The sequence below is a fragment of the Streptomyces sp. NPDC016459 genome (genome assembly GCF_040632845.1).
Taxonomy (GTDB): Bacteria; Actinomycetota; Actinomycetes; order Streptomycetales; family Streptomycetaceae; genus Streptomyces.
This window is the reverse complement of sequence record NZ_JBEYCR010000015.1, coordinates 39,822-64,307: the sequence shown is the minus strand read 5'-3', so window position 1 is coordinate 64,307 and position 24,486 is coordinate 39,822. Positions and strand designations below refer to the sequence as shown.

Genomic DNA, 24,486 nt, shown 5'->3' with positions numbered 1-24,486 from the left:
GCCTCGGTGGCCGAGCACCGGACGATGCAGCGCGGCGCCCTCCTGGACGCCGCGCGTTCCCTGCTGTCCGAGGGCGGTACGGAGGCGCTGACCTTCCCCGCGCTCGCCGAGCGCACGGGCCTCGCCCGCTCCTCGGTGTACGAGTACTTCCGATCGCGCGCGGCCGTCGTCGAAGAGCTGTGCGCCGTCGACTTCCCCCTCTGGGCGGCCGAGGTCGAGGCCGCGATGGACGGGGCCGAGACCCCCCAGGGCAAGGTCGAGGCCTACGTCCGCAAGCAGCTGGAGCTGGTCGGGGACCGGCGTCACCGCGCGGTCGTCGCCATCTCGGCGAGCGAGTTCGACGACGGGGCCCGCGAGAAGATCCGCGCGGCCCACGGCGGCCTCGTCGCCATGATCGTCGAAGCCCTCGCCACCCTGGGCCAGCCTCAGCCCCGCCTCGGCGCCATGCTCCTCCAGGGCGTCGTGGATGCCGCCGTCCGCCGTATCGAACTCGGCGCCGCCGAGCACCCGGCCGAGATCGCCGAGGCGGCGGTCACGATGGCCCTCCACGGCGTCAACGGAACCCCGGCCTGAGCTCCCGGCCCCTTCCCGTTCAGTCGCCCGTCGGCAGCAGGCGGGACGGGGCTCTTCGGATCAGGACCAGAGGGTTCAGATAGGTGTCGCCGCGCAGCAGCCCCCAGTGGAGGCAGGTCTCCGGGCAGTGTGTGCCGGGGGCGACCCGGGCGATCGGGGCGCCCGGCCGGACCTGAGTGCCCTTCGCCACCAGAGGGGTCACCGGGGAGAAGGTCGTGCGGAGCGGCGGGAGGCCCGTACCCGGAAGGGTGAGGGTGAGGACGCCGCGGCCGCCGACCGGGCCCGCGAAGGTGACCGTCCCGGCGGTCGGGGCCAGGACCGGGGTGTCCGGTGGCGCGGCCAGGTCGACGCCGCGGTGCCCGGGGGCGTAAGGGCCGGCCGGGGGCTGCCAGCCGCGCAGGATCTCCGGCGGCGGAGGGCCCACGGGCCACAGCAGCCCGAGCATGAGGATCAGTGCCGTGAAGTGCATACGGAAAGGCTCCCCGGCACCACCCGGTCCGCAGGGGTCCGGACGGTTTCTGTGGACCACCCGCAGCTTGTGGACAGAGCCGTCACCCGCCGCTCCCGGGGTCCCGTACACTTCCTATGGCGACCCGGGTCACCGGGTCGACTTCGCACGCCCCGCCACCAAGCCCTCACCGGTCGGTGGCAGCGCCATTCGGTCCCTTGTGGCACGGCGCGTCGGGGCGTCAGGACATAACCGAGAAACCCAAGGAGATACGGCCATGGCCGTCGTCACGATGCGGGAGCTGCTGGAAAGCGGCGTCCACTTCGGTCACCAGACCCGTCGCTGGAACCCGAAGATGAAGCGCTTCATCTTCACCGAGCGCAACGGCATCTACATCATCGACCTGCTCCAGTCGCTGTCGTACATCGACCGCGCCTACGAGTTCGTCAAGGAGACCGTCGCGCACGGCGGCTCCATCATGTTCGTCGGTACGAAGAAGCAGGCCCAGGAGGCCATCGCCGAGCAGGCGACGCGCGTCGGCATGCCCTACGTCAACCAGCGTTGGCTCGGTGGCATGCTCACCAACTTCTCCACCGTCTACAAGCGTCTGCAGCGCCTCAAGGAGCTCGAGCAGATCGACTTCGAGGATGTGGCCGCGTCCGGCCTCACCAAGAAGGAGCTCCTGGTCCTCTCCCGCGAGAAGGCCAAGCTGGAGAAGACCCTCGGCGGTATCCGCGAGATGTCCAAGGTGCCCAGCGCCGTCTGGATCGTGGACACCAAGAAGGAGCACATCGCCGTCGGCGAGGCGCGCAAGCTCAAGATCCCGGTCGTCGCGATCCTCGACACCAACTGTGACCCCGACGAGGTCGACTACAAGATCCCGGGCAACGACGACGCGATCCGCTCCGTCACCCTGCTCACCCGCGTGATCGCCGACGCCGTCGCCGAGGGCCTCATCGCCCGTTCCGGCGCCGCGACCGGCGACTCGAAGCCGGGCGAGAAGGCCCAGGGCGAGCCGCTCGCCGAGTGGGAGCGCGACCTGCTCGAGGGTGAGAAGAAGGCGGACTCGGACGAGGCCCCCGCCGCCGAGGCCCCTGCCGCCGAGGCCGTCGAGGCTCCGGCCGAGGACGCCGCCGAGGCCCCCGCCGCCGAGGCTGCCGAGGCTCCGGCCGAGGCTCCGGCCGCGGACGCCGAGCAGGCCTGACCTTCCGGACCTTCGGGTGACGACGGCGGGGGCCCCAAAGCCCCCGCCGTCCACCCGTAGACCCGCCCGATCTTTCAGACTTCGAGAGAGAAACAGACTCATGGCGAACTACACCGCCGCTGACGTCAAGAAGCTCCGCGAGCTCACCGGCGCCGGCATGATGGACTGCAAGAAGGCCCTCGACGAGGCCGACGGCAACGTCGACAAGGCCGTCGAAGCCCTGCGCATCAAGGGCCAGAAGGGTGTCGCCAAGCGTGAGGGCCGCTCCGCCGAGAACGGTGCCGTGGTCTCCCTCATCGCCGACGACAACACCTCCGGTGTCCTCGTCGAGCTGAAGTGCGAGACGGACTTCGTCGCTAAGGGTGACAAGTTCCAGGCCGTCGCCGACCAGCTCGCCGCGCACGTCGCCGCCACCTCCCCGGCCGACCTGGAGGCGCTGCTCGCCTCCGAGATCGAGGCCGGCAAGACCGTGCAGGCGTTCGTCGACGAGGCCAACGCCAACCTCGGCGAGAAGATCGTCCTGGACCGCTTCGCGCAGTACGCCGACGGCTTCGTCTACGCGTACATGCACCGCACGATGCCCGACCTCCCGCCGCAGATCGGTGTCCTCGTCGAGTTCGACAAGGCCGACGCCGCCGTCGCCAAGGGTGTCGCCCAGCACATCGCCGCCTTCGCGCCGAAGTACCTCACCCGTGAGGACGTCCCGGCCGAGGTCGTCGAGACCGAGCGTCGCGTCGCCGAGGAGACCACCCGCGCCGAGGGCAAGCCCGAGGCCGCGCTCCCGAAGATCGTCGAGGGTCGCGTGAACGGCTTCTTCAAGGACGCGACGCTGCTCGGTCAGCCGTACGCCCTTGACAACAAGAAGTCCGTCCAGCAGATCCTGGACGAGGCCGGTGTCACCCTGAAGCGCTTCACCCGCATCAAGGTCGGCATCTGAGTCCGTACGCTGACGCGACGGACACCGGACCCCCCGGTAGGGTCTGAGGCAGTCGTCGGCGCACGCGCAGGACGACCGCAGATCTGACAGGAGGCCATTGCCGTACGGGAAACCGCGAGGACCCAAGGCAATGGCCTCCTTCGTATGTGCACGAGGAGATCTCCATGAACCAGGGCGCCGTACAGGGCGACGACAACAACGGCAGGACGGCCGGGCGCTACATGCTGAAGCTGTCCGGAGAGGCCTTCTCCGGCGGTACCGGCCTGGGTGTCGACCCCAACGTCGTGCACGCCATCGCGCGTGAGATCGCGGCGGTCGTCCGCGACGGCGCGGAGATCGCGGTGGTGATCGGTGGCGGCAACTTCTTCCGCGGCGCCGAGCTCCAGCAGCGCGGCATGGACCGGGCCCGTTCCGACTACATGGGCATGCTCGGCACCGTGATGAACTGCCTCGCCCTCCAGGACTTCCTGGAGAAGGAGGGCATCGACTCACGCGTCCAGACCGCCATCACCATGGGCCAGGTCGCCGAGCCGTACATCCCGCTGCGCGCCGTGCGCCACCTGGAGAAGGGCCGCGTGGTCATCTTCGGTGCGGGCATGGGCATGCCGTACTTCTCCACCGACACCACCGCCGCCCAGCGTGCGCTGGAGATCGACGCCGAGGCCCTGCTCATGGGCAAGAACGGTGTGGACGGCGTCTACGACTCCGATCCGAAGGCCAACCCCGACGCGGTCAAGTTCGACGCACTGGAGTACGGCGAGGTGCTCGCCCGCAACCTCAAGGTCGCCGACGCCACCGCCATCACCCTGTGCCGGGACAACAACCTCCCGATCCTCGTCTTCGAACTGCTCACCGAGGGCAATATCGCTCGCGCGGTGAAGGGTGAGAAGATCGGCACGCTCGTGAGCGACCAGGGCACCCGGGCCTGACCCGAACCGGGGAACGGCCCCGCAAGGGGCTGGACAGAGCCCTGCCGGTCGTACACCGTGCAGGACACAACGCGACGACACGCAGGAGCATGTGGTGATCGAAGAGACCCTCCTCGAGGCCGAGGAGAAGATGGAGAAGGCGGTCGTGGTCGCCAAGGAGGACTTCGCCGCGATCCGCACCGGCCGTGCGCACCCGGCGATGTTCAACAAGATCGTGGCTGAGTACTACGGCGCCATCACCCCCATCAACCAGCTGGCGTCCTTCTCCGTCCCGGAGCCCCGGATGGCCGTGGTGACCCCGTTCGACAAGAGCGCGCTGCGCAACATCGAGCAGGCGATCCGGGACTCGGACCTCGGCGTCAACCCGAGCAACGACGGCAACATCATCCGGGTGGTCTTCCCGGAGCTGACCGAGGAGCGCCGCCGGGAGTACATCAAGGTCGCCAAGACCAAGGCCGAGGACTCGAAGATCTCGATCCGCTCGGTGCGCCGCAAGGCCAAGGAGACCATCGACAAGTTCGTCAAGGACGGTGAGGTCGGCGAGGACGAGGGCCGCCGCGCCGAGAAGGAGCTCGACGACACCACCGCGAAGTACGTCACGCAGGTGGACGAGCTGCTCAAGCACAAGGAAGCCGAGCTGCTCGAGGTCTGATGAACGACTCTTCCTGGGGGGCCCCGGCCGGTTCCGGCAGTAGGGGACCCGACCAGGGGCCCGTCCCGGCGGGTCCCGCATACGATCGGCATCTGGCGGCGCAGACTCGGCCCATGCCCATCGTGCCCGACGTTCCCGCCGGCGGATTCCAGGACGGTCACGGACGGGGGGCCGCTCACCCGAGCGGTCCCCTGTTCCGTGAGGAGACGCCGCACGAGCACCCGCAGGAGCCCATGCACAGCCCCGCCCCGCCTCCGCCGCCCGCACCCCGGAAGAAGAAGACCGCGGGGCGCGACCTGGGCGCGGCCATAGGGGTCGGGGTCGGTCTCGGCACCGTCGTCTTCGCGTCGCTGTTCATCTGGAAGCCGGCGTTCGTCGGGGTGATCGTGGTCGCCGTGGTGGTCGGTCTCTGGGAGCTGACCTCCCGCCTCCAGGAGCGCAAGGCGATCAAGGCTCCGCTGGTCCCGCTCGCGGTCGGCGGCGCGGCGATGGTCGTCGCCGGCTACGTCCGGGGTGCCGAGGGCGCCTGGGTGGCGATGGCGCTGACGGCGCTCGCCGTGCTGGTGTGGCGGATGACGGAGCCTCCCGGGGGTTATCTGAAGGACGTCACGGCGGGCGTGTTCGCCGCGTTCTACGTGCCGTTCCTCGCGACCTTCGTGGCGCTGCTGCTGACCGCCGAGGACGGTCCGCAGCGGGTGCTGACCTTCCTGCTCCTGACCGTGGTCAGCGACACCGGGGCGTACGCGATCGGCTGGCGCTTCGGCAAGCACAAGCTGGCCCCGCGGATCAGCCCCGGCAAGACCCGTGAGGGTCTGGTCGGCGGGGTGACGTTCGCGATGGCGGCGGGAGCTCTGTGCATGGAGTTCCTGATCGACGACGGCATCTGGTGGCAGGGCCTGATCATCGGTCTCGCGGTGGCGGCGAGCGCGACGCTCGGCGACCTCGGCGAGTCGATGATCAAGCGGGACCTGGGCATCAAGGACATGGGCACGCTGCTTCCGGGCCACGGCGGCATCATGGACCGCCTCGACTCCCTGCTGCCCACGGCACCAGTGGTGTGGCTGCTGCTCGCGCTGTTCGTCGGTACCGCCTGACCTGCGGTTCTTCACGTGAAGGGCTCGTTGTCCACAGGGGCGGCGGGCCCTTCTTCGTATCTCTGCGACACTGGTATCACCATGCCCAAGCCCGGAGAACTCACTTTCGTCGCCCCCCGCGGAGCCAAGAAGCCGCCGCGGCACCTGGCCGACCTCACGCCCGCCGAGCGGAAGGAGGCCGTCGCCGCGATCGGCGAGAAGCCCTTCCGTGCCAAGCAGCTGTCCACGCACTACTTCGCGCGGTACGCGCACGATCCCGCCGAGTGGACGGACATCCCGGCCGCCTCGCGGGAGAAGCTGGCCGGGGAGCTGCTTCCCGATCTGATGTCCGTGGTGCGGCACATCTCGTGCGACGACGACACCACCCGTAAGACCCTGTGGCGGCTGCACGACGGCACGCTCGTCGAGTCGGTGCTCATGCGCTACCCGGACCGGGTGACCATGTGCATCTCCTCGCAGGCCGGCTGCGGGATGAACTGCCCGTTCTGCGCGACCGGGCAGGCCGGGCTCGACCGGAACCTGTCGACCGCCGAGATCGTGCACCAGATCGTCGACGGCATGCGGTCCCTGCGCGACGGCGAGGTGCCCGGGGGACCGGCGCGGCTCTCCAACATCGTGTTCATGGGCATGGGAGAACCGCTCGCGAACTACAAGCGGGTCGTCGGCGCCATCCGGCGGCTCACCGATCCCGAGCCGGACGGTCTGGGCCTCTCCCAGCGCGGGATCACCGTCTCCACCGTGGGTCTGGTGCCGGCGATGCTGCGCTTCTCCGACGAGGGCTTCAAGTGCCGGCTCGCGGTGTCGCTGCACGCCCCGGACGACGAGCTGCGGGACACCCTGGTGCCGGTGAACACCCGCTGGAACGTGCGGGAGGTCCTCGACGCGGCCTGGGAGTACGCGGAGAAGTCCGGACGCCGGATCTCCATCGAGTACGCGCTCATCCGGGACATCAACGACCAGGCCTGGCGAGGTGACCTTCTCGGCCGACTCCTCAAGGGCCGACGGGTGCACGTCAACCTGATCCCGCTGAACCCGACGCCCGGTTCGAAGTGGACCGCGTCCCGTCCCGAGGACGAGAAGGCCTTCGTCGAGGCCATCGCCCGCCATGGCGTCCCGGTGACCGTCCGGGACACCCGGGGCCAGGAGATCGACGGTGCCTGTGGACAGCTGGCCGCCGCCGAACGCTGACCTTGTACTCTGAGCTCGAACACATCTCCATATTCCGACAGGGGAGCGCCACAGCGCTGAGAGTGCGGTCACCGTAGGACCGCAGACCCTCTGAACCTTGCCCAGGTCATTCTGGGTAGGAAGTTCGGTCGTTAACTCAAGCTGTTGCGCCCTGCCCGCGTCCGGTCCGCCGGTCGTGGGCAGGGCCGCGTCTCTTCCTGGTCATACCCAGGAGGAAATCTCAGTGAGCACCAAAATCTCCGTGAGCACCAAGAGGATGGCGGCCACCGCGCTCCTCGCGGCCCTGGGCGTCACCGCCCTCACCGCCTGCGGCACGGACGACGTCCGTGACGCCGCGGGCGCGTCCGGCGCGCCCGCTCCGAAGACCGTGACACTCGTCAGCCACGACTCCTTCAACGCCTCCAAGGAGGTGCTCGCGCAGTTCACGAAGCAGACCGGTTTCACCGTGAGGGTCCTCAAGAGCGGGGACGCGGGCGAGGCCGTCAACAAGGAGATCCTGACCAAGGGCTCCCCGCAGGGTGACGTCTTCTTCGGCGTCGACAACACCCTGCTGTCCCGCGCCCTCGACAACGGGATCTTCGTCCCGTACGAGGCGAAGGGCCTGGACCGCGTCCCGGCCGCGTACCGGCTCGACAAGGAGCACCGGGTCACGCCGATCGATTCCGGCGACATCTGCGTCAACTACGACAAGAAGTACTTCGCCGACAAGAAGCTGGCGCCGCCGCAGACCTTCGACGACCTGGTGAAGCCGGCGTACAAGGACCTGCTCGTCGTCGAGAACCCCGAGCGGTCCTCCCCGGGCCTCGGCTTCCTCCTCGGTACGGCCGCCAAGTACGGCGACGAAGGCTGGCAGGACTACTGGACGAAGCTCAAGGCCAACGGTGTGGAGACCGTCGACAGCTGGGAGCTCGCCTACAACCAGGAGTTCTCCGGTTCGGCCGGCGGCAAGCAGGCCGAGGGCGACCGGCCGCTCGTCGTGTCGTACGCCTCCAGCCCGCCGGTCGAGGTGCTGTACGGCGAGCCGCAGCCGAAGGTGGCGCCGACCGGCGTCTCCACCGGCACCTGCTTCCGGCAGACCGAGTTCGCCGGCCTCCTGAACGGGGCGAAGAACCCCGTCGGCGGCAAGGCGCTGATCGACTTCCTGATCTCGAAGGAGTTCCAGGAGGACATGCCGCTCCAGATGTTCGTGAACCCGGTGGCGAAGGACGCCGCCCTGCCGGAGCTCTTCACGAAGCACGGCGTGGTCATCGACAGGCCGCAGACCATGGCGCCCGAGAAGATCGCAGAGAAGCGTGACCCGTGGATCCAGCAGTGGTCGTCGCTCGTCCTGAAGTGACGCGCGACCTGCGGGGGAGCGCGGCGCGGCTGGGGCTCATGGCCCTGCCCGCCGCGTTCTTCGGGGTCTTCTTCGCCTGGCCGGTCGTCTCGATCGTCGAGCGGGGGCTGCGGCCCGACGGGGCGTGGCGGTTCGGGCGGATCGGCGAGACGCTGAGCCGGCCGGACATCCTCGACGTGCTCGGGTTCACGGCGTGGCAGGCGCTCGCCTCCACGGCGCTGACGCTGCTCGTCGCGCTGCCCGGCGCGTATGTCTTCGCCCGCTTCGACTTCCCCGGCAAGGGCGTGCTGCGGGCCGTGGTGACGGTGCCGTTCGTGCTGCCGACGGTCCTGGTCGGCACCGCGTTCCTCGCGCTCGTCGGCCGGAACGGTCTGACGGACGAGCTGTGGGGGCTGCGGCTCGACACGAGTGTGTGGGCGATCCTCCTTGCCCATGTCTTCTTCAACTACGCGGTCGTCGTACGGACCGTCGGCGGGCTATGGTCCCAGCTGGACCCGCGCCAGGAGGAGGCCGCCCGGGTCCTCGGCGCCTCGCGTCTGACGGCCTGGCGGACGGTGACGCTGCCCGCCCTCGTGCCGGCGGTGGCGGCGGCCGCCCTGATGGTCTTCCTCTTCACCTTCACCTCCTTCGGCGTCGTGCAGATCCTCGGCGGGGACGCCTACTCCACCCTGGAGGCGGAGATCTACCGCCAGACCGCCCGGCTGCTCGACCTGCCGACGGCCGCCGTCCTGACCCTCGTCCAGTTCGTGGCGGTCGGCGCGATCCTGGCCGTGCACGCCCGGACGGTACGGAGGCGGGAGACGGCGCTGCGGCTCGTACCGCCGGAGCGGACCGCGCGCCGGCCGCGCGGCGCCGGGCAGTGGGCGCTGCTCGGAGGCGTCCTCGTCTCGGTGGCGCTGCTGATCCTGCTCCCGCTCGGGGTGCTCGTGGAGCGGTCCTTCGCCGGGTCCGGCGGCTACGGCCTCGGCTACTACCGGGCGCTCGGCTCGCTCGACGAGTCCGGCACCTTCCTCGTACCGCCCCTGGAGGCGATCGGGAACTCGCTGCGGTACGCGGTGGCCGCCACCGGAATCGCGGTGCTGATCGGCGGGCTCGCGGCGGCGGCGCTCACCCGGCGGGCAGGCCGGCTGGTACGCGGCTTCGACGCGCTCCTGATGCTGCCGCTCGGGGTGTCCGCCGTGACCGTCGGCTTCGGTTTCCTCATCACCCTGGACGAACCGCCGTTCGACCTGCGGGCCAGCTGGATCCTCGTGCCCCTCGCGCAGGCCCTGGTCGGTGTCCCCTTCGTCGTACGGACGATGCTGCCGGTGCTGCGCGCGGTCGACGAGCGGCTGCGGGAGGCGGCGGCCGTGCTCGGCGCCTCGCCGTGGCGGGCCTGGCGGGAGGTGGACCTGCCGCTGGTGCGGCGGGCGCTGCTCATCGCCGCCGGGTTCGCCTTCGCGGTCTCGCTCGGCGAGTTCGGTGCGACGGTCTTCATCGCCCGGCCCGAGAGCCCGACGCTCCCGGTGGCGGTGGCCCGGCTCCTCGGGCGGCCCGGCGAGCTCAACTACGGCCAGGCGATGGCCCTCTCGACGATCCTGATGGTGGTGTGCGCGGTGTCCCTGCTGCTGCTCGAACGGCTCCGGACCGACCGGACCTCCGGGGAGTTCTGATGCTGAGACTCGATCGCGCGACCGTACGGTTCGGGGAGCGGGCCGCGCTGGACGCCGTGGACCTGGAGGTCGCCGAGCACGAGATCGTGTGCGTCCTCGGGCCCAGCGGCAGCGGCAAGTCCACGCTGCTGCGGGTCGTCGCCGGACTCCAGGACCTCGACGGCGGCCGGGTGCTGCTCGGTGGCGCCGACCAGAGCGGGGTGCCGGTGCACCGGCGCGGGGTGGGCCTGATGTTCCAGGACCATCAGCTGTTCCCGCAGCGGGACGTGGGTGGCAATGTCGCCTTCGGGCTGCGGATGCGGGGGGCGGGCCGCGCCGAACAGACCGAACGGGTGGCGGAGCTGCTCGACCTCGTCGGCCTGCCGGGCGCCGAGCGGCGGTCGGTCGCCGCGCTCTCCGGCGGCGAGCAGCAGCGGGTGGCGCTGGCCCGCGCGCTGGCGCCCCGGCCCCGGCTGCTGATGCTGGACGAACCGCTCGGCCAGCTCGACCGGGGGCTGCGGGAGCGGCTGGTGGTGGAGCTGCGGCAGTTGTTCGGGCGGCTCGGCACGACGGTCCTCGCGGTGACCCACGACCAGGGGGAGGCCTTCGCGCTCGCGGACCGGGTGGTCGTCATGCGGGACGGGCGCATCGCCCAGTCGGGTGCGCCGGTCGAGGTGTGGTCGCGGCCCGCCTCGGAGTTCGTGGCCCGCTTCCTGGGTTTCGACAACGTGGTGGCGGCGCGGGTGAGCGGGCCGGTCGCGGACACCGCGTGGGGGAGGATCCCGGTGCCGGAGGGCGCGCCGCAGGGCGAGCGGCGGCTCCTGGTCAGGCCGGGCGGGGTGCGGCTCGCGGCCGAGGGCCTGCGCTGCCGAGTCGAGTCCCGGACGTTCCGGGGCGACCGGGTCGCCGTACGGCTCGGTCCGGTGGACGGGCCGCCGCTGGAGGCGGAGTTCCCCCTGCGGGAGGCGCCGGAGGAGGGTGCCGAGGTGGGGGTGGCCTTCCGGGCGGAGGAGGTCGTGGTGCTCGGTGACTGACCGGAGTGCCGCCCGTAGGGCCTGATCCGTACGGACGAGAACGGCGACGGGGCCGCCCGTGGGGGCGGCCCCGTCGGGGTCTCAGCCGGTGAGGGCGGCCCCGTCGGGGGTCTCAGCCGGTGAGGGCCGCCCGTGGGGGTGGCCCTGTTGTGAGTCTCGGCCGGTGGGTGCCGCCTGTGGGGGCCCCGTCGTGGGTCTCGGCCGGCGGGTGCTGCCCGTGCGGGTGGCCTTCGTCGTGGGTTTCGGCCGGTGAGGGCCGCCCGCGTGGGTGGCCCCGGCGGGGTTCTCAGCCGGTGAGCGGTAGCGCCGCCAGTTCCGCCACGAGCCAGGTCAGCGGCAGGAAGACGGCCAGCAGGACGCCGGCGCGCATCATGGCCGCCGTGCGCAGGGCGGTCGGCGGGGCCCCGATGCGGAGGAGGGCCTCGGTGGTGTGGGTGCGGCTCTGCCGCGACTCCAGGGCCGCGGTCAGCAGGGTGGCCGTGGTGCAGGCCAGGATCAGGGCCGCGCCCAGGCCGGTGAGGGGGCCGAAGGCGCCGGAGCCGGTCTCGTGCAGGTTCGCCGTGGCGAGGGCACCGGAGAGCACCGCGCTCACCACGCCGAGGGGTCGGCCGATACGGCGGGACTCGTCCATCAGGACACGGCCAGCGAGCAGCCGGGTGGCGCCCGGCCGGACCGCCTGGAGGAGGCGGCCGCAGCCGTGGGTGATGCCGGGGCCCGCCATCGCGAGGCCGCAGGCGGTGAGGACCCAGCCGGCCAGGACGCCCGCCGGGTTGCCGTCGAATCGGCCCGGCAGCGGGAGCCCGTCGCCGCCTCCGCCACGGCCCGCGTACGTCTCGACCGCCAGGCCGACCGCGATCAGGGCGACGCCCCACGGCAGCCCGGACGGCACCGGCTTCTCCGCGCCCTCCGGTTCGGCCGGCGCGGGGCGCGGCCGCAGCGCCAGGCCCGCGGCGGTGGCGGCGACGACGGGGACCACGGCGAGCAGGGTGAGGGCCGCGGCGAGCGGGATCGGCTGGTCGGCGGCGAGGAGTTCCGCGGCGGCCCCGTCGAAGGGCAGCCCCGTGATGTCGCCGCGCAGGTGCAGGTAGAACAGCAGCGCGACCATGGAGCCGAGCGTGCACGAGACGGCGGTCGACGCGGCGGCGATCGCCGTGAGCCGCGCGGGGCCGAGGCCGACCGCCGAGAGCCCGGGCCGGGGACGGGTGCTGGGGTCGGTGCGGGCCACCGCGACGGCGAACTGGACGGTGGCGGCCAGCGGCAGGAGGCACCAGAGCAGCCGCAGGACGGACGCGGAGGAGCGCTCCGGGTGTCCCACGGCGTACCCGAGGGTGCACAGCAGGAGGAAGCCCACCCCCGCCGCCGCGGCGGCGACGAGGAGTCGCCTGGTCAGGACGAGGGGGTGGGCCCCGCGGGCTAGACGGAGAGCGAGCACGCGGCGACGCCCTCCGCCCCTGCCGCCGGGGGTACGGCGCCGACCCTGCGTCCGTCGAGCAGCGAGACCGTGCGGTCGGCGAGGGCGGCGACCTCACCGTCGTGGGTGGCCAGGAGCACGGTGATGTCGTGCGAGCGGGCGGCGGCCGTCAGGGTGCGCAGGAGCTGGGCGCCGTCGGCCCGGTGGAGGGTGGCGGTGGGTTCGTCGGCGAACAGGACCGAGGGGGTGGTGACCAGGGCGCGGGCGGTGGCGATCCGCTGGCGCTCGGGCCCGGTGAGGGCGTGCGGACGTTTCCGGGCGCAGGAGCCGATGTCGAGGCGCTCCAGCCATTCCAGGGCGGCGGTCTTCGCGGCCCGGTGGGACACCCCGCGGAGCAGCAGGGGCAGGGCGGTGTTCTCCCAGCCGGTGAGCTCGGGGACGAGGCCAGGTTCGGGGTCGATCCAGCCGAAGCGGTCGCGCCGGAGCCGCTCGCGGGCGGCGGGGCCCAGGGTGTGCACGGGGCTGCTGTTGAACCAGACCTCGCCCTGCTGGGCGAGGAGCTGGCCGGACAGACAGCGCATGAGCGTGGTCTTGCCGCTGCCGCGCGGGCCGACGAGGGCGAGGATCTCGCCTTCGCGGACGCCCAGGGAGACGCCGCTGAGCGCGTCCGTGCCGCCCAGGGCGCAGTGCAGGGAACGCGCCCAGAGCACGTCGTTGTCCGGTGGGGCCATCGCGTACACCTCGATGTCGGATCCGATCTGTGTTCCCTCGTCCGGGGGAACGAAGAGACGGGCCTGTCGGTCACTGGCTCCGTAGGGATCCAGGGCACGGCCAGGGATGCACCGTAAGGATTCAGATCCGTTTGTACGGACAGCACACGGCCCGGGCCGCCGCCATCCACTCGGATGGAGGCACGCCCGGGCCGGGAGTCACGCCGTGAGGGCGGCGTGATGCTGAGGGGCCGTTACAGCTTGGTCCACGCCTCGGTGAGCACCGAGCGCAGGATGCCCTCGATCTCGTCGAAGGTGCCCTGGTCGGCGATCAGCGGCGGGGCCAGCTGGATGACCGGGTCGCCACGGTCGTCGGCACGGCAGTACAGGCCGTTCTCGAACAGGGCCTTGGAGAGGAAGCCGTACAGGACGCGCTCGGTCTCCTCGTCCGTGAAGGACTCCTTGGTGGCCTTGTCCTTGACGAGCTCGATGCCGTAGAAGAAGCCGTTGCCGCGGACGTCTCCGACGATCGGGAGGTCGTGCAGCTTCTTCAGGGTGTCGAAGAAGTTGCCCTCCTGGTCGAGGACGTGCTGGTTCAGCCCTTCCTTGTCGAAGATGTCGAGGTTGGCGATCGCGACCGCCGACGACACCGGGTGGCCACCGAAGGTGTAGCCGTGGAGGAAGGTGTTGTCGCCCTTGTAGAACGGCTCCGCGATGCGGTCGGAGACGATGCAGGCACCGATCGGGGAGTAGCCCGAGGTCATGCCCTTGGCGCAGGTGATCATGTCGGGCACGTAGCCGAACTTGTCACAGGCGAACATCGTGCCGAGGCGGCCGAAGGCGCAGATCGTCTCGTCGGAGACGAGCAGCACGTCGTACTGGTCGCAGATCTCGCGGACCCGCTGGAAGTACCCGGGCGGCGGCGGGAAGCAGCCGCCGGCGTTCTGCACCGGCTCGAGGAAGACGGCCGCGACGGTGTCGGCGCCCTCGAAGAGGATCTCCTGCTCGATCTGGTCGGCGGCCCAGCGGCCGAAGGCCTCAGGGTCGTCGCCGTAGATCGGGGCGCGGTAGATGTTGGTGTTCGGCACCTTGTGCGCGCCGGGGACCAGCGGCTCGAAGGGGGCCTTCAGGGCCGGCAGGCCGGTGATGGACAGGGCGCCCTGCGGGGTGCCGTGGTAGGCGACCGCACGCGAGATGACCTTGTACTTGGTGGGCTTGCCCTGCAGCTTGAAGTACTGCTTGGCGAGCTTCCAGGCGGTCTCGACAGCCTCGCCGCCACCGGTGGTGAAGAAGACCTTGTTCAGGTCACCCGGGGCGTAGTCGGCCAGACGCTCGGCGAGCTCGACGGCCTTGGGGTGCGCGTACGACCACACGGGGAAGAACGCGAGCTCCTTGGCCTGCTTGTACGCGACCTCGGCCAGCTCCTCGCGGCCGTGTCCGGCGTTGACGACGAACAGACCCGCGAGACCGTCGAGGTAGCGCTTGCCCTTGTCGTCGAAGATGTAGGTGCCCTCACCACGCACGATGGTGGGAACGGGCGAGTTCTCGTACGACGACATGCGGGTGAAGTGCATCCACAGGTGGTCGTAGGCGGTCTTGGAGAGGTCCTGGGTCACGGTTATCGGGTTCCCCACATATAGGTCTGCTTCTTGAGCTTGAGGTAGACGAAGCTCTCGGTGGAGCGCACGCCGGGGAGGGTGCGGATGCGCTTGTTGATCACATCCAGCAGGTGGTCGTCGTCCTCGCAGACGACCTCCACCATGAGGTCGAAGGAGCCCGCGGTCATCACCACGTACTCGCATTCGGCCATGGCTGTCAGGGCTTCCGCAACCGGATCAAGGTCACCCTCGACGTTGATGCCGACCATCGCCTGCCGTCGGAAACCCACGGTGAGCGGGTCGGTGACGGCGACGATCTGCATGACGCCCTGGTCGAGCAGCTTCTGGACGCGCTGCCGCACGGCGGCTTCGGAGAGGCCGACGGCCTTTCCTATCGCCGCGTAGGGACGGCGACCGTCCTCCTGGAGCTGTTCGATGATCGCTAGGGAGACGGCGTCGATCGTCGGGGACGAACCGGTTCCGGTTCTGGAGTCTGCGCTTCGACTGGCCACGGGTTCACTGTGCACCGAGATTGGCCGTCGTGCAACCCCAGAGCGATGTAATTAGTTGCGAGAGGCCCTCAATCTCACCGAATCCGAAGTTGCGGGGGGTCGGGGCTGTTGAAAGCGTCAGTCGAGCGACTAGGCTGAGGTGTCTCGCCCATCGGGACACCGCACAAGGACGTGCGACGACAGAACGTGACAGGAGGGGTGGCAAGTGACCACCGAGCTGCGCCGGCTGCGTAACTACATCAACGGGGAGTTCCGCGACGCGGCTGACGGCCGCACCATCGACGTGGTCAACCCGGCGACCGGCGAGGTGTACGCCACCTCCCCGCTCTCCGGACCGGCCGACGTCGACGCCGCCATGGAGGCCGCCGCGGCGGCCTTCCCCGCCTGGCGTGACAGCACCCCGGCCGAGCGCCAGAGGGTACTGCTCAAGATCGCGGACGCCTTCGAGGAGCGCGCCGAGGACCTGATCGCCGCCGAGGTCCAGAACACGGGCAAGCCGATCGCCCTCACCGCGAGTGAGGAGATCCCGCCGATGGTGGACCAGATCCGCTTCTTCGCGGGTGCCGCCCGTCTGCTCGAAGGCCGCTCGGCCGGCGAGTACATGGAGGGCATGACCTCGATCGTCCGCCGCGAGCCCGTGGGCGTCTGCGCCCAGGTCGCGCCGTGGAACTACCCGATGATGATGGCCGTGTGGAAGTTCGCCCCGGCTCTCGCCGCGGGCAACACGGTCGTCCTCAAGCCCTCGGACACGACGCCCGCGTCGACCGTCCTGATGGCCGAGATCATCGGCCAGATCGTTCCCAAGGGCGTCTTCAACGTCGTCTGCGGCGACCGTGAGACGGGCAAGGCCATGGTCGAGCACCCCATCCCGGCGATGGCCTCCATCACCGGCTCCGTGCGCGCCGGCATGCAGGTCGCCGAGTCGGCGGCCAAGGACGTCAAGCGCGTCCACCTGGAGCTGGGCGGCAAGGCCCCGGTCCTCGTCTTCGAGGACACCGACATCGACAAGGCCGTCGAGGACATCTCCGTCGCGGGCTTCTTCAACGCCGGCCAGGACTGCACGGCCGCCACCCGCGTCCTCGTCCACGAGTCCATCCACGACGACTTCGTCACCGCCCTCGCCAAGGCCGCCGCCGAGACGAAGACCGGACAGCCGGACGACGAGGACGTGCTCTACGGCCCGCTGAACAACGCCAACCAGCTGAAGCAGGTCACCGGCTTCATCGAGCGCCTCCCGGCCCACGCCAAGGTCCAGGCCGGCGGTCACCGCGTCGGCGACAAGGGCTACTTCTACGCCCCGACCGTCGTCTCCGGCCTCAACCAGGACGACGAGATCGTCCAGAACGAGGTCTTCGGCCCGGTCATCACCGTCCAGTCCTTCACGGACGAGGCCCAGGCCCTGGAGTTCGCGAACGGCGTCGAGTACGCCCTCGCCTCCTCCGTCTGGACCAAGGACCACGCGCGCGCGATGCGCATGTCCAAGGCGCTCGACTTCGGCTGCGTGTGGATCAACACCCACATCCCGCTGGTCGCCGAGATGCCCCACGGCGGCTACAAGAAGTCCGGCTACGGCAAGGACCTCTCCGCCTACGGCTTCGAGGACTACACGCGCATCAAGCACGTCATGACCTCCCTCGGCTGATCCCTCCCGCTCGGCGACCGCGGCCCCGACACCCTGATCGACAGGGTGTCGGGGCCGCGGTCCTCCGCTCGACGGACCGTCCCTTGCCGCAGGTGGCGGCCGGGATGTTGCTCGGGTGAGAGTGACAGCAGGCTCGCGGTCGCCCGGGACATCACCTCCGAGGAGCGGCAGGCCTTCGCGAAGAGGTGGAACGCCCTCGTAGGGCTCTAAGGCCTGTCCTGACCCGTGACATCCCCCTGGTCCGGCATGCCGTACGCGGCCACCATCACGTCCAGCGCGGTCCGGTTCATGTCCTGGCCCTTCGCGTCGGTGGAGTTGACGCTGTAGACGAGGGTGCGGGCGCCGTCGCGGGTCGAGGCGACGGCCGTGTTGTAGCCCCAGCGGCCGCCCGTCTTGCCCCACACCTCGCGTCCGCCGAGCCGCTTCATCGACAGGCCGGCGGAGAACGCGGCCGGCCGGCCCGACCGCGCGTCCGGGACCTTCGGCAGCGTGAACATCTCCTCCAGGAGCGGCCCGCGCACCACCCGGCCCGCGAACAGGGCCCGCATGAACCGCTCCAGGTCGGCGGTGGTCGACACGAGGTCGCCGGCCGCCCAGCCGTCCGTCGCCCGCCACACCGAGACGTCCCGCAGCCCGGTCGTGCCGTCGTCGAGGCGCATCGTCTGGTAGCCGTGGTTGTACGGACCGGTGATCCCGGCGGCCGTGCCCGGCAGATAGGTGTCCCGCAGGCCGAGCGGGCGCAGGACGCGGCGCTCCACCTGACGCTCGAACGAGTCGCCCGTCACCCGCTCCACGATCAGGCCGGCGACCGTGTACCCGATGTTGAGGTAGTGCTGACGGGTGCCCGGCCGGAACTCGCGCGGCTTGGCCGTCGCCGAGCGGACCATCCCCTCCGGGGTGTGGACGTCGAAGCGGTGCGCGTACCACTCCTCCACGGTCTCGCCCGGGAAGTCGGGGGCCGGGATGCCGTGGGTGTGGTTCAGGAGCTGGCGTACGGTCACCCGGGCATAGCCGCCGGGGATCAGCTCCGGCAGGTAGGAGCGGGCCGTTCGGTCCAGGTCGATCCGGCCCTCGGCGGCGAGCTGGAGGACGGTCGCCGCCGTGAACACCTTCGTCACCGAACCGGCCCGGAAGCGGGCGGCGGGGTCCGCCGGGGCATTCGTCTCCAGGTCGTGGACCCCCGAACTGCCCTGCCACGAGCCCTCGGTGCCGCTGATCCGGACGAGCGCAGCGGTGGCGTCGGCGCGGGGGAGACCCGCGATGGCCGCGCTCATCCTGGCCGCCAGGTCCGGATCAGACGCCTGGAAGGCGGCCTGTACCCCCGGGGTTCGCGCGAAGGCGGGAGCGATGGCCGGTCCGGCGGCGACACCCAGGACCAGGGCGGCGGCGAGCAGCGTGCGGGTGGACGTCCTCATGGTCAACTCCGTTGGTGTGAGCCGTCGTTCTCGACAGCTCCATCCTGCTGACCAGGGAGGACCGGTGGATCGCCCGCACCGGCGGTCTTCGGCGGGTCAGTTCCTCCCCGGCGCGGGGGAGGGGCTCAGGGTCCACCTCCGCCGGGCGGGGGAGAGCCGGGCAGCGGGGACCCGAGCGGCGGCGACCCCGCCGCGACCAGGCCCGTCTCGTACGCCCAGATCACCGCCTGGATCCGGTCGCGCAGGCCCAGCTTGGCGAGGACGTTCCCCACGTGCGTCTTCACCGTGTGGTCGCTGACCACGAGCTCCGCCGCGATCTCCGCGTTGGAGAGACCCCGTGCGAGCAGCAGCAGCGTCTCCCGCTCCCGGCCCGTCAGCACGTCGAGCCGCGGGTCCTGGCCGGGTGCCGTCCGGCGCGGGCCGCCCGCCGTGTACTGCTCCACGAGCCGCCGCGCCACGGACGGCGCGAGCAGCGAGTCGCCCGCCGCCACCACCCGTACCGCGTGCACCAGATCGTCCCGCCGGACGTCCTTCAGGAGGAAGCCGCTCGCGCCCGCGTGCAGCGCCTCGTACACGTAGGCGTCGGTGTCGAAGGTCGTCAGCATCACCGTCCGGCAGCCGGACTCCGCGCTGATCACCCGGCAGGCCTCGATGCCGTCGGTCCGGGGCATCCGGATGTCGAGCAGCGCCACATCGGGCGCCAGCCGGCGCACCGCCTCGACGGCCTCCGCCCCGTCCCCTGCCTCCGCCACCACCTCGATGTCCGGCTGCGCGTCCAGGATCATCGCGAAGCCGCTGCGGACCAGTTCCTGGTCGTCCGCGACCACCACCCGGATCGTCATGGCCCCACCTCCGCCGTGGAGGGTACGGGGAGCCGGACCCGCACCTCGAATCCGCATCCGCCGGGTCCCGGGCCGGCGGTCGCCGTCCCGCCGTGGGCGGCGGCCCGCTCCCGGATGCCGAGGAGACCGTGACCGCCGGAGCCGCCCCGCGGGCCGCCGCCGTCGTCGGTCACGGTGACGCACAGGACACCGTCCGCCCGGGAGAGCCGTACCTCCGCCGTGCGGGCGTCCGCGTGCTTGACGACGTTCGTCAGCGCCTCCTGCACGATCCGGTAGACGCTCGCCCCGACCGCGGCGGGCAGCGCGGCCCGCACCCCGCCCTCCGTCGTGTACGTGACGGCCAGGCCGCTGCTCCTGACCCGCTCCACCAGGCCGGGAAGCGCGGCGAGGTCCGGCTGCGGCTCCCGGGGCGCGGCGGGCTCGGAGCCCTCGCGCAGCAGCCCCAGCATCTGACGCAGCTGGTTCATCGCCTCGCGGCCCGTCTCCGAGATCGCGTCGAACGCGGCCTCGGCGCGCTCCGGCGCCGTCCGTACCGCCACCGGTCCCGCCTCCGCCTGCACGATCATCAGGCTCACCGCGTGCGACAGGACGTCGTGCATCTCCCGTGCGATCCTGGCCCGTTCACGGGCGGCGGCCCGCTCGGCATCGATCCGGTGGGCGCGTTGGCGGGCGTCCTGGAGCCGCCCGAAGACATAGGCGGCGGCGAACACGAAGAGGGAGAAGGTCAGTTCACGGGCCGACTGCGTGTTGAGCCACACCGAGGCCGGCACCGCGACCACCAGGAGCCCCGCCGTCACCAGGCGCTTCCAGGGCGATGAGAGCAGGGCGACCGTGTAGACGCTGACGAGCCCGGTGTACGGCAGCGGCTGCCCCGGTCCCTCCAGGGCCACCTTGTACAGCGCGCTCGCCACCATGATCGCGAGCAGCACGGCGACGGGCGCGCGCCGCCGCCAGACCAGGGGCACCACGGTCAGCGTCGTGAGCCCGTACGCGGCCCAGGTCGCAGGTTCGAGGCCGGGCGGGCGCGGCACGACGAACGGCATCGTCATCGCCGCCTGGACGAGCAGCGCGATCCCGAGGTCCACCGCCCACGGGTTCGCCGCGCCCCAGGTCCGCGCCCGCTCCCAGCGGACGCGCGCGTGCCCCCGTATGCCCATTACGGCTTGCGGCCCACCGCGCCGAACTGGGCGACGGTGGCGCCCGTCGCCGCGGAGGCGGGACACCAGCGGGCGCAGGAGACGATGCCGGGCTCCAGGACGTCGAGACCGTCCAGGAAGGACGCGAACTCGGCGCGGCTGCGGGCGGTGATCGGCGGGGTCGCGTTCTCGTTCCAGAAGGCCATCGCGGCCTCGTTGCCCTCGCCGCCGAGCTCCGGCTCCAGGGTGGGATGCGTCAGCACCAGGTAGCTGCCCGACGGGACGGCGCCCATCAGGGTCCGCACGATCGACCGGGCCTCGTCGGTGTCCAGGACGAAGTTGAGGATGCCGAGCATCATCACGGCGACCGGCCGGGAGAGGTCGAGCGTCGCACCGGCCGCCGCCAGGATCTCCTCCGGGTCGTGCGCGTCGGCGTCGACGTACTCGGTGACCCCCCGCGGCGCGCTCGTCAGGAGCGCCCGGGCGTGGGTGAGGACGATCGGGTCGTTGTCGACGTAGACGATCCGGGCGTCGGGGGCGACCCGCTGGGCGACCTCGTGGGTGTTGTCGGCGGTCGGCAGTCCCGTACCGATGTCGAGGAACTGGCGTACGCCCGCATCGGCGGCCAGATGGGTCACCGCGCGCCCGAGGAACGCCCGGTCCGCGCGGGCCACTTCGCCGATGCTCGGGTAGAAGCCGGTGACCTGGTCGCCGACCGCGCGGTCCACCGGGTAGTTGTCCTTGCCGCCCAGCCAGTAGTTCCACACGCGGGCGTTGTGGGCGATGTCGGTCCGGATCCGGTCGTTCACGCGCGGGCCTTTCGCAGGACGTCGGTGAGGGTGCCGACCCGGTTCGTGGTGACGGAGTCGACCCCGTTCATGATCAGCTTACGCATGGTGCGGGCCGTGTCCGCCGTCCAGGCCGAGAGGAGCATCCCGTCCCGGTGCACCCGCTCGGTCAGCTCCCGACTCACCAGCCCGAAGCGGTAGTTGAGCCAGCGCGGCCGTACCGCGTCGAGCAGGACCGGGCGGGGCGGGGCGAGCGAGGTCCAGGTCAGGGCGATCTCCGCGGCCGGGTCCGCGGCGCGCACCTGGAGCATGGCGACGGCCCCGGCGCAGTAGTACACCCGCTCCCCGGCGCCGCACTCGCGGACCGTCCCCACGACGGTACGGACCGAGAACTCGTCACCGCCCGGGAGGTCCAGCATCAGACGGCGGTCCCCCGCGGTCAGCAGCGCCTCGCGCAGGGTCGGCACCCCGCCGTACGTCAGCTCGCGGACCTGCTCGTACGAGAGCGACGCGAGGGGCCGGTCGTGGCGCCACAGCCGCTTCAGCGTGTCGTCGTGGAGGAGGACGGGCACCCGGTCCTTCGTCAGCCGGACGTCCACCTCGACCGCGTCCGCGCCCCGCTCGACGGCCGAGCCGATCGAGCGGAGCGTGTTCTCGCGGACGCGGTACGGGTCGCCGCGATGGCCCACGACGGTGACGCGCCTCCCGGCGGCTTCCCGGAAGGCGGTCGGATTGCCGGCGGTGTCGGAGTCCATGGACCCATTCTCGCCGTCGCCCGCCCGGGAACCAGTCGTCAGCGCGCCAGCCAGCCGTCGGTGTACGTGTCGATCTCGGCGGCGATCCGGGCCTTGCCGGCCGGGTCGAGGAACGAGGCCTCCACCGCGTTCTTCGCGAGGGCGGCGACACCGCGCTCGTCGAGACCGAGGAGACGGGCGGCGACCGCGTACTCGCTGTTGAGGTCGGTGCCGAACATCGGCGGGTCGTCGCTGTTGACCGTGACCAGCACCCCGGCCTCCACCATCCGCCGGATCGGGTGCTCGTCCAGGGTGGCGACGGCGCGCGTGGCGATGTTCGAGGTCGGGCAGACCTCCAGGGCGATGCGGTGCTCCGCCAGGTACGCGAGGAGCTCCGGGTCCTGGACCGAGCTGGTGCCGTGGCCGATGCGCTCGGCGCCCAGGTCGACGATCGCGTCCCAGACCGTCCGGGGTCCCGTCGTCTCGCCCGCGTGCGGGACGGAGTGCAGACCGGCCGCCCGCGCCAGGTCGAAGTACGGCTTGAACTGGGGGCGCGGCACCCCGATCTCCGGGCCGCCGAGGCCGAAGGAGACCAGGCCCTCGGGGCGCAGCCCGTCGGTCGTGGCGAGGCGGGCGGTCTCCTCGGCGGAGACCAGGCCGGCCTCGCCCGGGATGTCGAAGCACCAGCGCAGGACGGTGCCGAACTCGGCCTCCGCGGACTTGCGGGCGTCCTCGATCGCCGCCATGAAGGCGCGCTCGTCGATGCCCCGCCGGGTGGAGGAGTAGGGGGTGATGGTCAGCTCGGCGTACCGGATGTTCTGCCGGGCCATGTCACGGGCGATCTCGAAGGTGAGGAGGCGGACGTCCTCCGGGGTGCGGACCAGGTCCACGACCGACAGGTAGACGTCGATGAAGTGCGCGAAGTCGGTGAAGGTGAAGTAGTCGGCCAGCGCCTCCGGGTCGGTGGGGACCTTGGAGTCGGGGTGCCGCGCCGCCAGTTCGGCGACGATGCGGGGCGAGGCGGATCCCACGTGGTGGACGTGCAGCTCGGCCTTGGGCAGACCCGCGATGAAGGGATGGAGGTCGGTCATCATCTCATCGTAGGCCGGGCGGTTCACTCCACGGGGTGAGGTCGTAGCATGGCGGGACCATGATGGGGGAGGCCCATGTCTGACAACCGAGACCAGTCGCGGGACGGGTACGACCCGGCGGACCCGTGGGCTCCGCCGAACCGTGACGGGGTGGAACTGAGCAAGCCGGCGACGCCGTCGCCCTCGCCGGTGCACGACCAGCAGACCGTCACGTCCATGCCGCTGACACCCGATCCGGGCGCGGTGCCGCCGCCGCCGGTCGCCCCCGGCGGCCCCGCGGCCACGCCCGGCGCCTACGGCTATCCGGCGGCGGACACGTCCGGCGGGTACGGCTACCCGGCGGCACCGACCCCTCCGGTGACCGCGGCGTCCTCCGGGTACGGCTACCCCGGATACCCGTCGCCGTCGCCGTACGCCGGCGGCTATCCCGGTCAGCCCGGCTACCCGCAGTCGCCGTCCAACGGCATGGGGACGACCTCGATGGTGCTCGGCATCATCTCGGTGGTGGGTTTCTGCATGTACGGCCTGGGAGTGATCCTCGGCATCCTGGCGCTGATCTTCGGTGTCATCGGTCTGAAGAAGGCGGGACGGGGCGAGGCGACCAACCGGGGCATGGCGCTCGCCGGCGTCATCCTCGGCGCCATCGGCACCCTGGTCAGCGCCGTCTTCCTGGGCTTCATCATCTGGGCGATCGCCCAGGACTCCTCGTCCTTCGACGACTCCGGGTACGACGAGGACCCGTTCGCGTCGAGCCTGGTGGTCGAGAGCGGCCGCTGAGGCCGTACGCGCGTGTGAGAGGGCCCCGCACGGGTCGTGAGTGAGGTGCGGGGCCTTCGCGCGTCGCGCGCCCGCGCGGTCTTCTCACGCCGGCGCGGCCCTCTCGCGTCTCACGCTCCCCGCAGCCGCTCCCGCGCCTCCATCAGGGCGAAGCCCAGGAGGTTCAGGCCGCGCCACCGGGCGGGGTCGTGGGCGCCGGGGTCGTCGGCCGTGAGGCCGATCCCCCAGATGCGGTCCACCGGGCTGGCCTCCACCAGGACGCGGGTGCCCGTGCCCAGGAGGTACGCGCGCAGGGCCTCGTTCGACGAGAACTTGTGGACGCTGCCCTCCACGACGATCCCGAAGCGCTCCCGGTCCCACACCGCTCCGTCGAAGTCCCGCACCAGCCGCCCGGCCTTCTTGGCCTCGGCGGGGGTGGGGGCGTGCAGCGCCGCCCGCTCGGCGTCGGCGTCCGCGAAGAGGCGCGCCTTGGCCGCCATCATCCAGTGCTCCGCCGTCGCGTAGGAGACGCCGTCGACCACGAAGCGTGCGGGCCACCACTGGCTCAGACAGCTCGCGGAGAGCCGCCCATCGGGGTGCGGGCGGTGGCCCCAGAAGTGCAGCCACTTCACCTTGTCACCCCTGTTGACCTGCTGTGTCAGCTCCTCGATCGTCCTCATGCATGCGAGTCTGACAGCCGCCACGGACACTCCGTACGGAGATATTCGGGGCGCCTCGACACATGGTCGACCGATTCCGTCGCGTAACCAAAAGGCAACAACGGAATCCCTTGTTGGTGTGCCGTCGCTCTGTCAGGATCGGCAC

At 71.3% G+C, this 24,486-nt stretch carries 24 protein-coding genes and 1 riboswitch; of the genes, 12 read left to right on the top strand and 12 right to left on the bottom strand.

The window, feature by feature from the left end; translation table 11 throughout:
• Positions 1-24 precede the first annotated feature (24 nt).
• The gene (locus ABZ567_RS27340; protein WP_360794587.1) at positions 25-573 is read left to right on the top strand and encodes a helix-turn-helix domain-containing protein; all 549 of its coding nucleotides are present in this window, start codon (positions 25-27) and stop codon (positions 571-573) included.
• Between the two features lie 19 nt (positions 574-592).
• On the opposite strand, the gene ABZ567_RS27335 is transcribed toward ABZ567_RS27340, so the two are convergent.
• Complete coding sequence (locus tag ABZ567_RS27335; protein ID WP_360794481.1) at positions 593-1,042, bottom strand: M23 family metallopeptidase; 450 nt, start codon at positions 1,040-1,042, stop codon at positions 593-595.
• A gap of 256 nt (positions 1,043-1,298) precedes the next feature.
• On the opposite strand from ABZ567_RS27335, the gene rpsB reads away from it, so the two are divergent.
• The 9 genes from rpsB (at position 1,299) to ABZ567_RS27290 (ending at position 11,026) form a co-directional block, all read left to right on the top strand.
• Positions 1,299-2,225: a 30S ribosomal protein S2 gene (rpsB, locus tag ABZ567_RS27330; RefSeq protein ID WP_360794479.1), complete on the top strand. Its 927-nt coding sequence runs from the start codon at positions 1,299-1,301 to the stop codon at positions 2,223-2,225.
• A gap of 100 nt (positions 2,226-2,325) precedes the next feature.
• Complete coding sequence (tsf, locus tag ABZ567_RS27325; protein WP_360794477.1) at positions 2,326-3,162, top strand: translation elongation factor Ts; 837 nt, start codon at positions 2,326-2,328, stop codon at positions 3,160-3,162.
• Positions 3,163-3,326: 164 nt separating this feature from the next.
• On the top strand, positions 3,327-4,091 hold the full coding sequence (gene pyrH, locus ABZ567_RS27320) for a UMP kinase (RefSeq protein WP_360794475.1): 765 nt from the start codon (positions 3,327-3,329) through the stop codon (positions 4,089-4,091).
• Between the two features lie 94 nt (positions 4,092-4,185).
• Positions 4,186-4,743: a ribosome recycling factor gene (frr, locus tag ABZ567_RS27315; RefSeq protein ID WP_360794473.1), complete on the top strand. Its 558-nt coding sequence runs from the start codon at positions 4,186-4,188 to the stop codon at positions 4,741-4,743.
• Positions 4,743-5,837 (top strand): phosphatidate cytidylyltransferase, encoded by a 1,095-nt coding sequence (locus tag ABZ567_RS27310; protein ID WP_360794471.1) that lies wholly within the window; start codon positions 4,743-4,745, stop codon positions 5,835-5,837. Before frr ends, ABZ567_RS27310 begins: the two co-directional genes overlap by 1 nt.
• A gap of 81 nt (positions 5,838-5,918) precedes the next feature.
• Entirely contained in the window at positions 5,919-7,025 is a 1,107-nt protein-coding gene (rlmN, locus tag ABZ567_RS27305; protein ID WP_360794469.1) for a 23S rRNA (adenine(2503)-C(2))-methyltransferase RlmN, read from the top strand.
• A 29-nt stretch (positions 7,026-7,054) separates the two neighbouring features.
• Positions 7,055-7,165: riboswitch (TPP riboswitch) on the top strand.
• 116 nt (positions 7,166-7,281) lie between these two features.
• Positions 7,282-8,361, top strand: a complete 1,080-nt coding sequence (locus tag ABZ567_RS27300) for a thiamine ABC transporter substrate-binding protein (RefSeq protein WP_360794585.1) — start codon at positions 7,282-7,284, stop codon at positions 8,359-8,361.
• 38 nt (positions 8,362-8,399) lie between these two features.
• Entirely contained in the window at positions 8,400-10,013 is a 1,614-nt protein-coding gene (locus ABZ567_RS27295) for an iron ABC transporter permease (RefSeq protein WP_360794583.1), read from the top strand.
• A complete protein-coding gene (locus ABZ567_RS27290) occupies positions 10,013-11,026 on the top strand; it encodes an ABC transporter ATP-binding protein (RefSeq protein ID WP_360794467.1) in 1,014 nt (337 codons plus the stop codon). Before ABZ567_RS27295 ends, ABZ567_RS27290 begins: the two co-directional genes overlap by 1 nt.
• 286 nt (positions 11,027-11,312) lie before the next feature.
• On the opposite strand, the gene ABZ567_RS27285 is transcribed toward ABZ567_RS27290, so the two are convergent.
• From ABZ567_RS27285 to ABZ567_RS27270, 4 genes are all read right to left on the bottom strand, one after another.
• The gene (locus ABZ567_RS27285; RefSeq protein ID WP_360794466.1) at positions 11,313-12,458 is read right to left on the bottom strand and encodes a hypothetical protein; all 1,146 of its coding nucleotides are present in this window, start codon (positions 12,456-12,458) and stop codon (positions 11,313-11,315) included.
• Positions 12,440-13,168, bottom strand: a complete 729-nt coding sequence (locus tag ABZ567_RS27280; protein ID WP_360794464.1) for an ATP-binding cassette domain-containing protein — start codon at positions 13,166-13,168, stop codon at positions 12,440-12,442. The genes ABZ567_RS27285 and ABZ567_RS27280 overlap by 19 nt, the downstream gene beginning before the upstream one ends.
• A gap of 233 nt (positions 13,169-13,401) precedes the next feature.
• Complete coding sequence (locus tag ABZ567_RS27275) at positions 13,402-14,781, bottom strand: aspartate aminotransferase family protein (protein ID WP_360794462.1); 1,380 nt, start codon at positions 14,779-14,781, stop codon at positions 13,402-13,404.
• Positions 14,766-15,272: an Lrp/AsnC family transcriptional regulator gene (locus ABZ567_RS27270; protein WP_360794460.1), complete on the bottom strand. Its 507-nt coding sequence runs from the start codon at positions 15,270-15,272 to the stop codon at positions 14,766-14,768. The genes ABZ567_RS27275 and ABZ567_RS27270 overlap by 16 nt, the downstream gene beginning before the upstream one ends.
• A gap of 190 nt (positions 15,273-15,462) precedes the next feature.
• On the opposite strand from ABZ567_RS27270, the gene ABZ567_RS27265 reads away from it, so the two are divergent.
• On the top strand, positions 15,463-16,899 hold the full coding sequence (locus ABZ567_RS27265; RefSeq protein WP_360794458.1) for a gamma-aminobutyraldehyde dehydrogenase: 1,437 nt from the start codon (positions 15,463-15,465) through the stop codon (positions 16,897-16,899).
• A gap of 206 nt (positions 16,900-17,105) precedes the next feature.
• Here ABZ567_RS27265 and ABZ567_RS27260 read toward each other — a convergent pair whose 3' ends face one another.
• From ABZ567_RS27260 to ABZ567_RS27235, 6 genes are all read right to left on the bottom strand, one after another.
• Positions 17,106-18,314, bottom strand: coding sequence for a serine hydrolase domain-containing protein (locus tag ABZ567_RS27260; RefSeq protein ID WP_360794456.1), 1,209 nt, complete (start codon positions 18,312-18,314; stop codon positions 17,106-17,108).
• Between the two features lie 125 nt (positions 18,315-18,439).
• Positions 18,440-19,156 (bottom strand): response regulator transcription factor, encoded by a 717-nt coding sequence (locus ABZ567_RS27255; protein ID WP_360794454.1) that lies wholly within the window; start codon positions 19,154-19,156, stop codon positions 18,440-18,442.
• Positions 19,153-20,313, bottom strand: a complete 1,161-nt coding sequence (locus tag ABZ567_RS27250; protein ID WP_360794452.1) for a histidine kinase — start codon at positions 20,311-20,313, stop codon at positions 19,153-19,155. Before ABZ567_RS27250 ends, ABZ567_RS27255 begins: the two co-directional genes overlap by 4 nt.
• Positions 20,313-21,101, bottom strand: a complete 789-nt coding sequence (locus ABZ567_RS27245; protein WP_360794450.1) for an SAM-dependent methyltransferase — start codon at positions 21,099-21,101, stop codon at positions 20,313-20,315. The genes ABZ567_RS27250 and ABZ567_RS27245 overlap by 1 nt, the downstream gene beginning before the upstream one ends.
• Positions 21,098-21,835 (bottom strand): glycerophosphodiester phosphodiesterase, encoded by a 738-nt coding sequence (locus ABZ567_RS27240; RefSeq protein ID WP_360794448.1) that lies wholly within the window; start codon positions 21,833-21,835, stop codon positions 21,098-21,100. Before ABZ567_RS27240 ends, ABZ567_RS27245 begins: the two co-directional genes overlap by 4 nt.
• Before the next feature lie 38 nt (positions 21,836-21,873).
• Entirely contained in the window at positions 21,874-22,905 is a 1,032-nt protein-coding gene (locus ABZ567_RS27235; RefSeq protein ID WP_360794446.1) for an adenosine deaminase, read from the bottom strand.
• A gap of 75 nt (positions 22,906-22,980) precedes the next feature.
• Here ABZ567_RS27235 and ABZ567_RS27230 point away from each other — a divergent pair, with 75 nt between their 5' ends.
• Positions 22,981-23,682, top strand: a complete 702-nt coding sequence (locus tag ABZ567_RS27230; protein ID WP_360794444.1) for a DUF4190 domain-containing protein — start codon at positions 22,981-22,983, stop codon at positions 23,680-23,682.
• A gap of 110 nt (positions 23,683-23,792) precedes the next feature.
• Here the strand turns inward: ABZ567_RS27230 and ABZ567_RS27225 are convergent, their stop codons facing one another.
• Positions 23,793-24,341, bottom strand: coding sequence for an NADAR family protein (locus ABZ567_RS27225; RefSeq protein WP_360794442.1), 549 nt, complete (start codon positions 24,339-24,341; stop codon positions 23,793-23,795).
• Between the last annotated feature and the right edge of the window lie 145 nt (positions 24,342-24,486).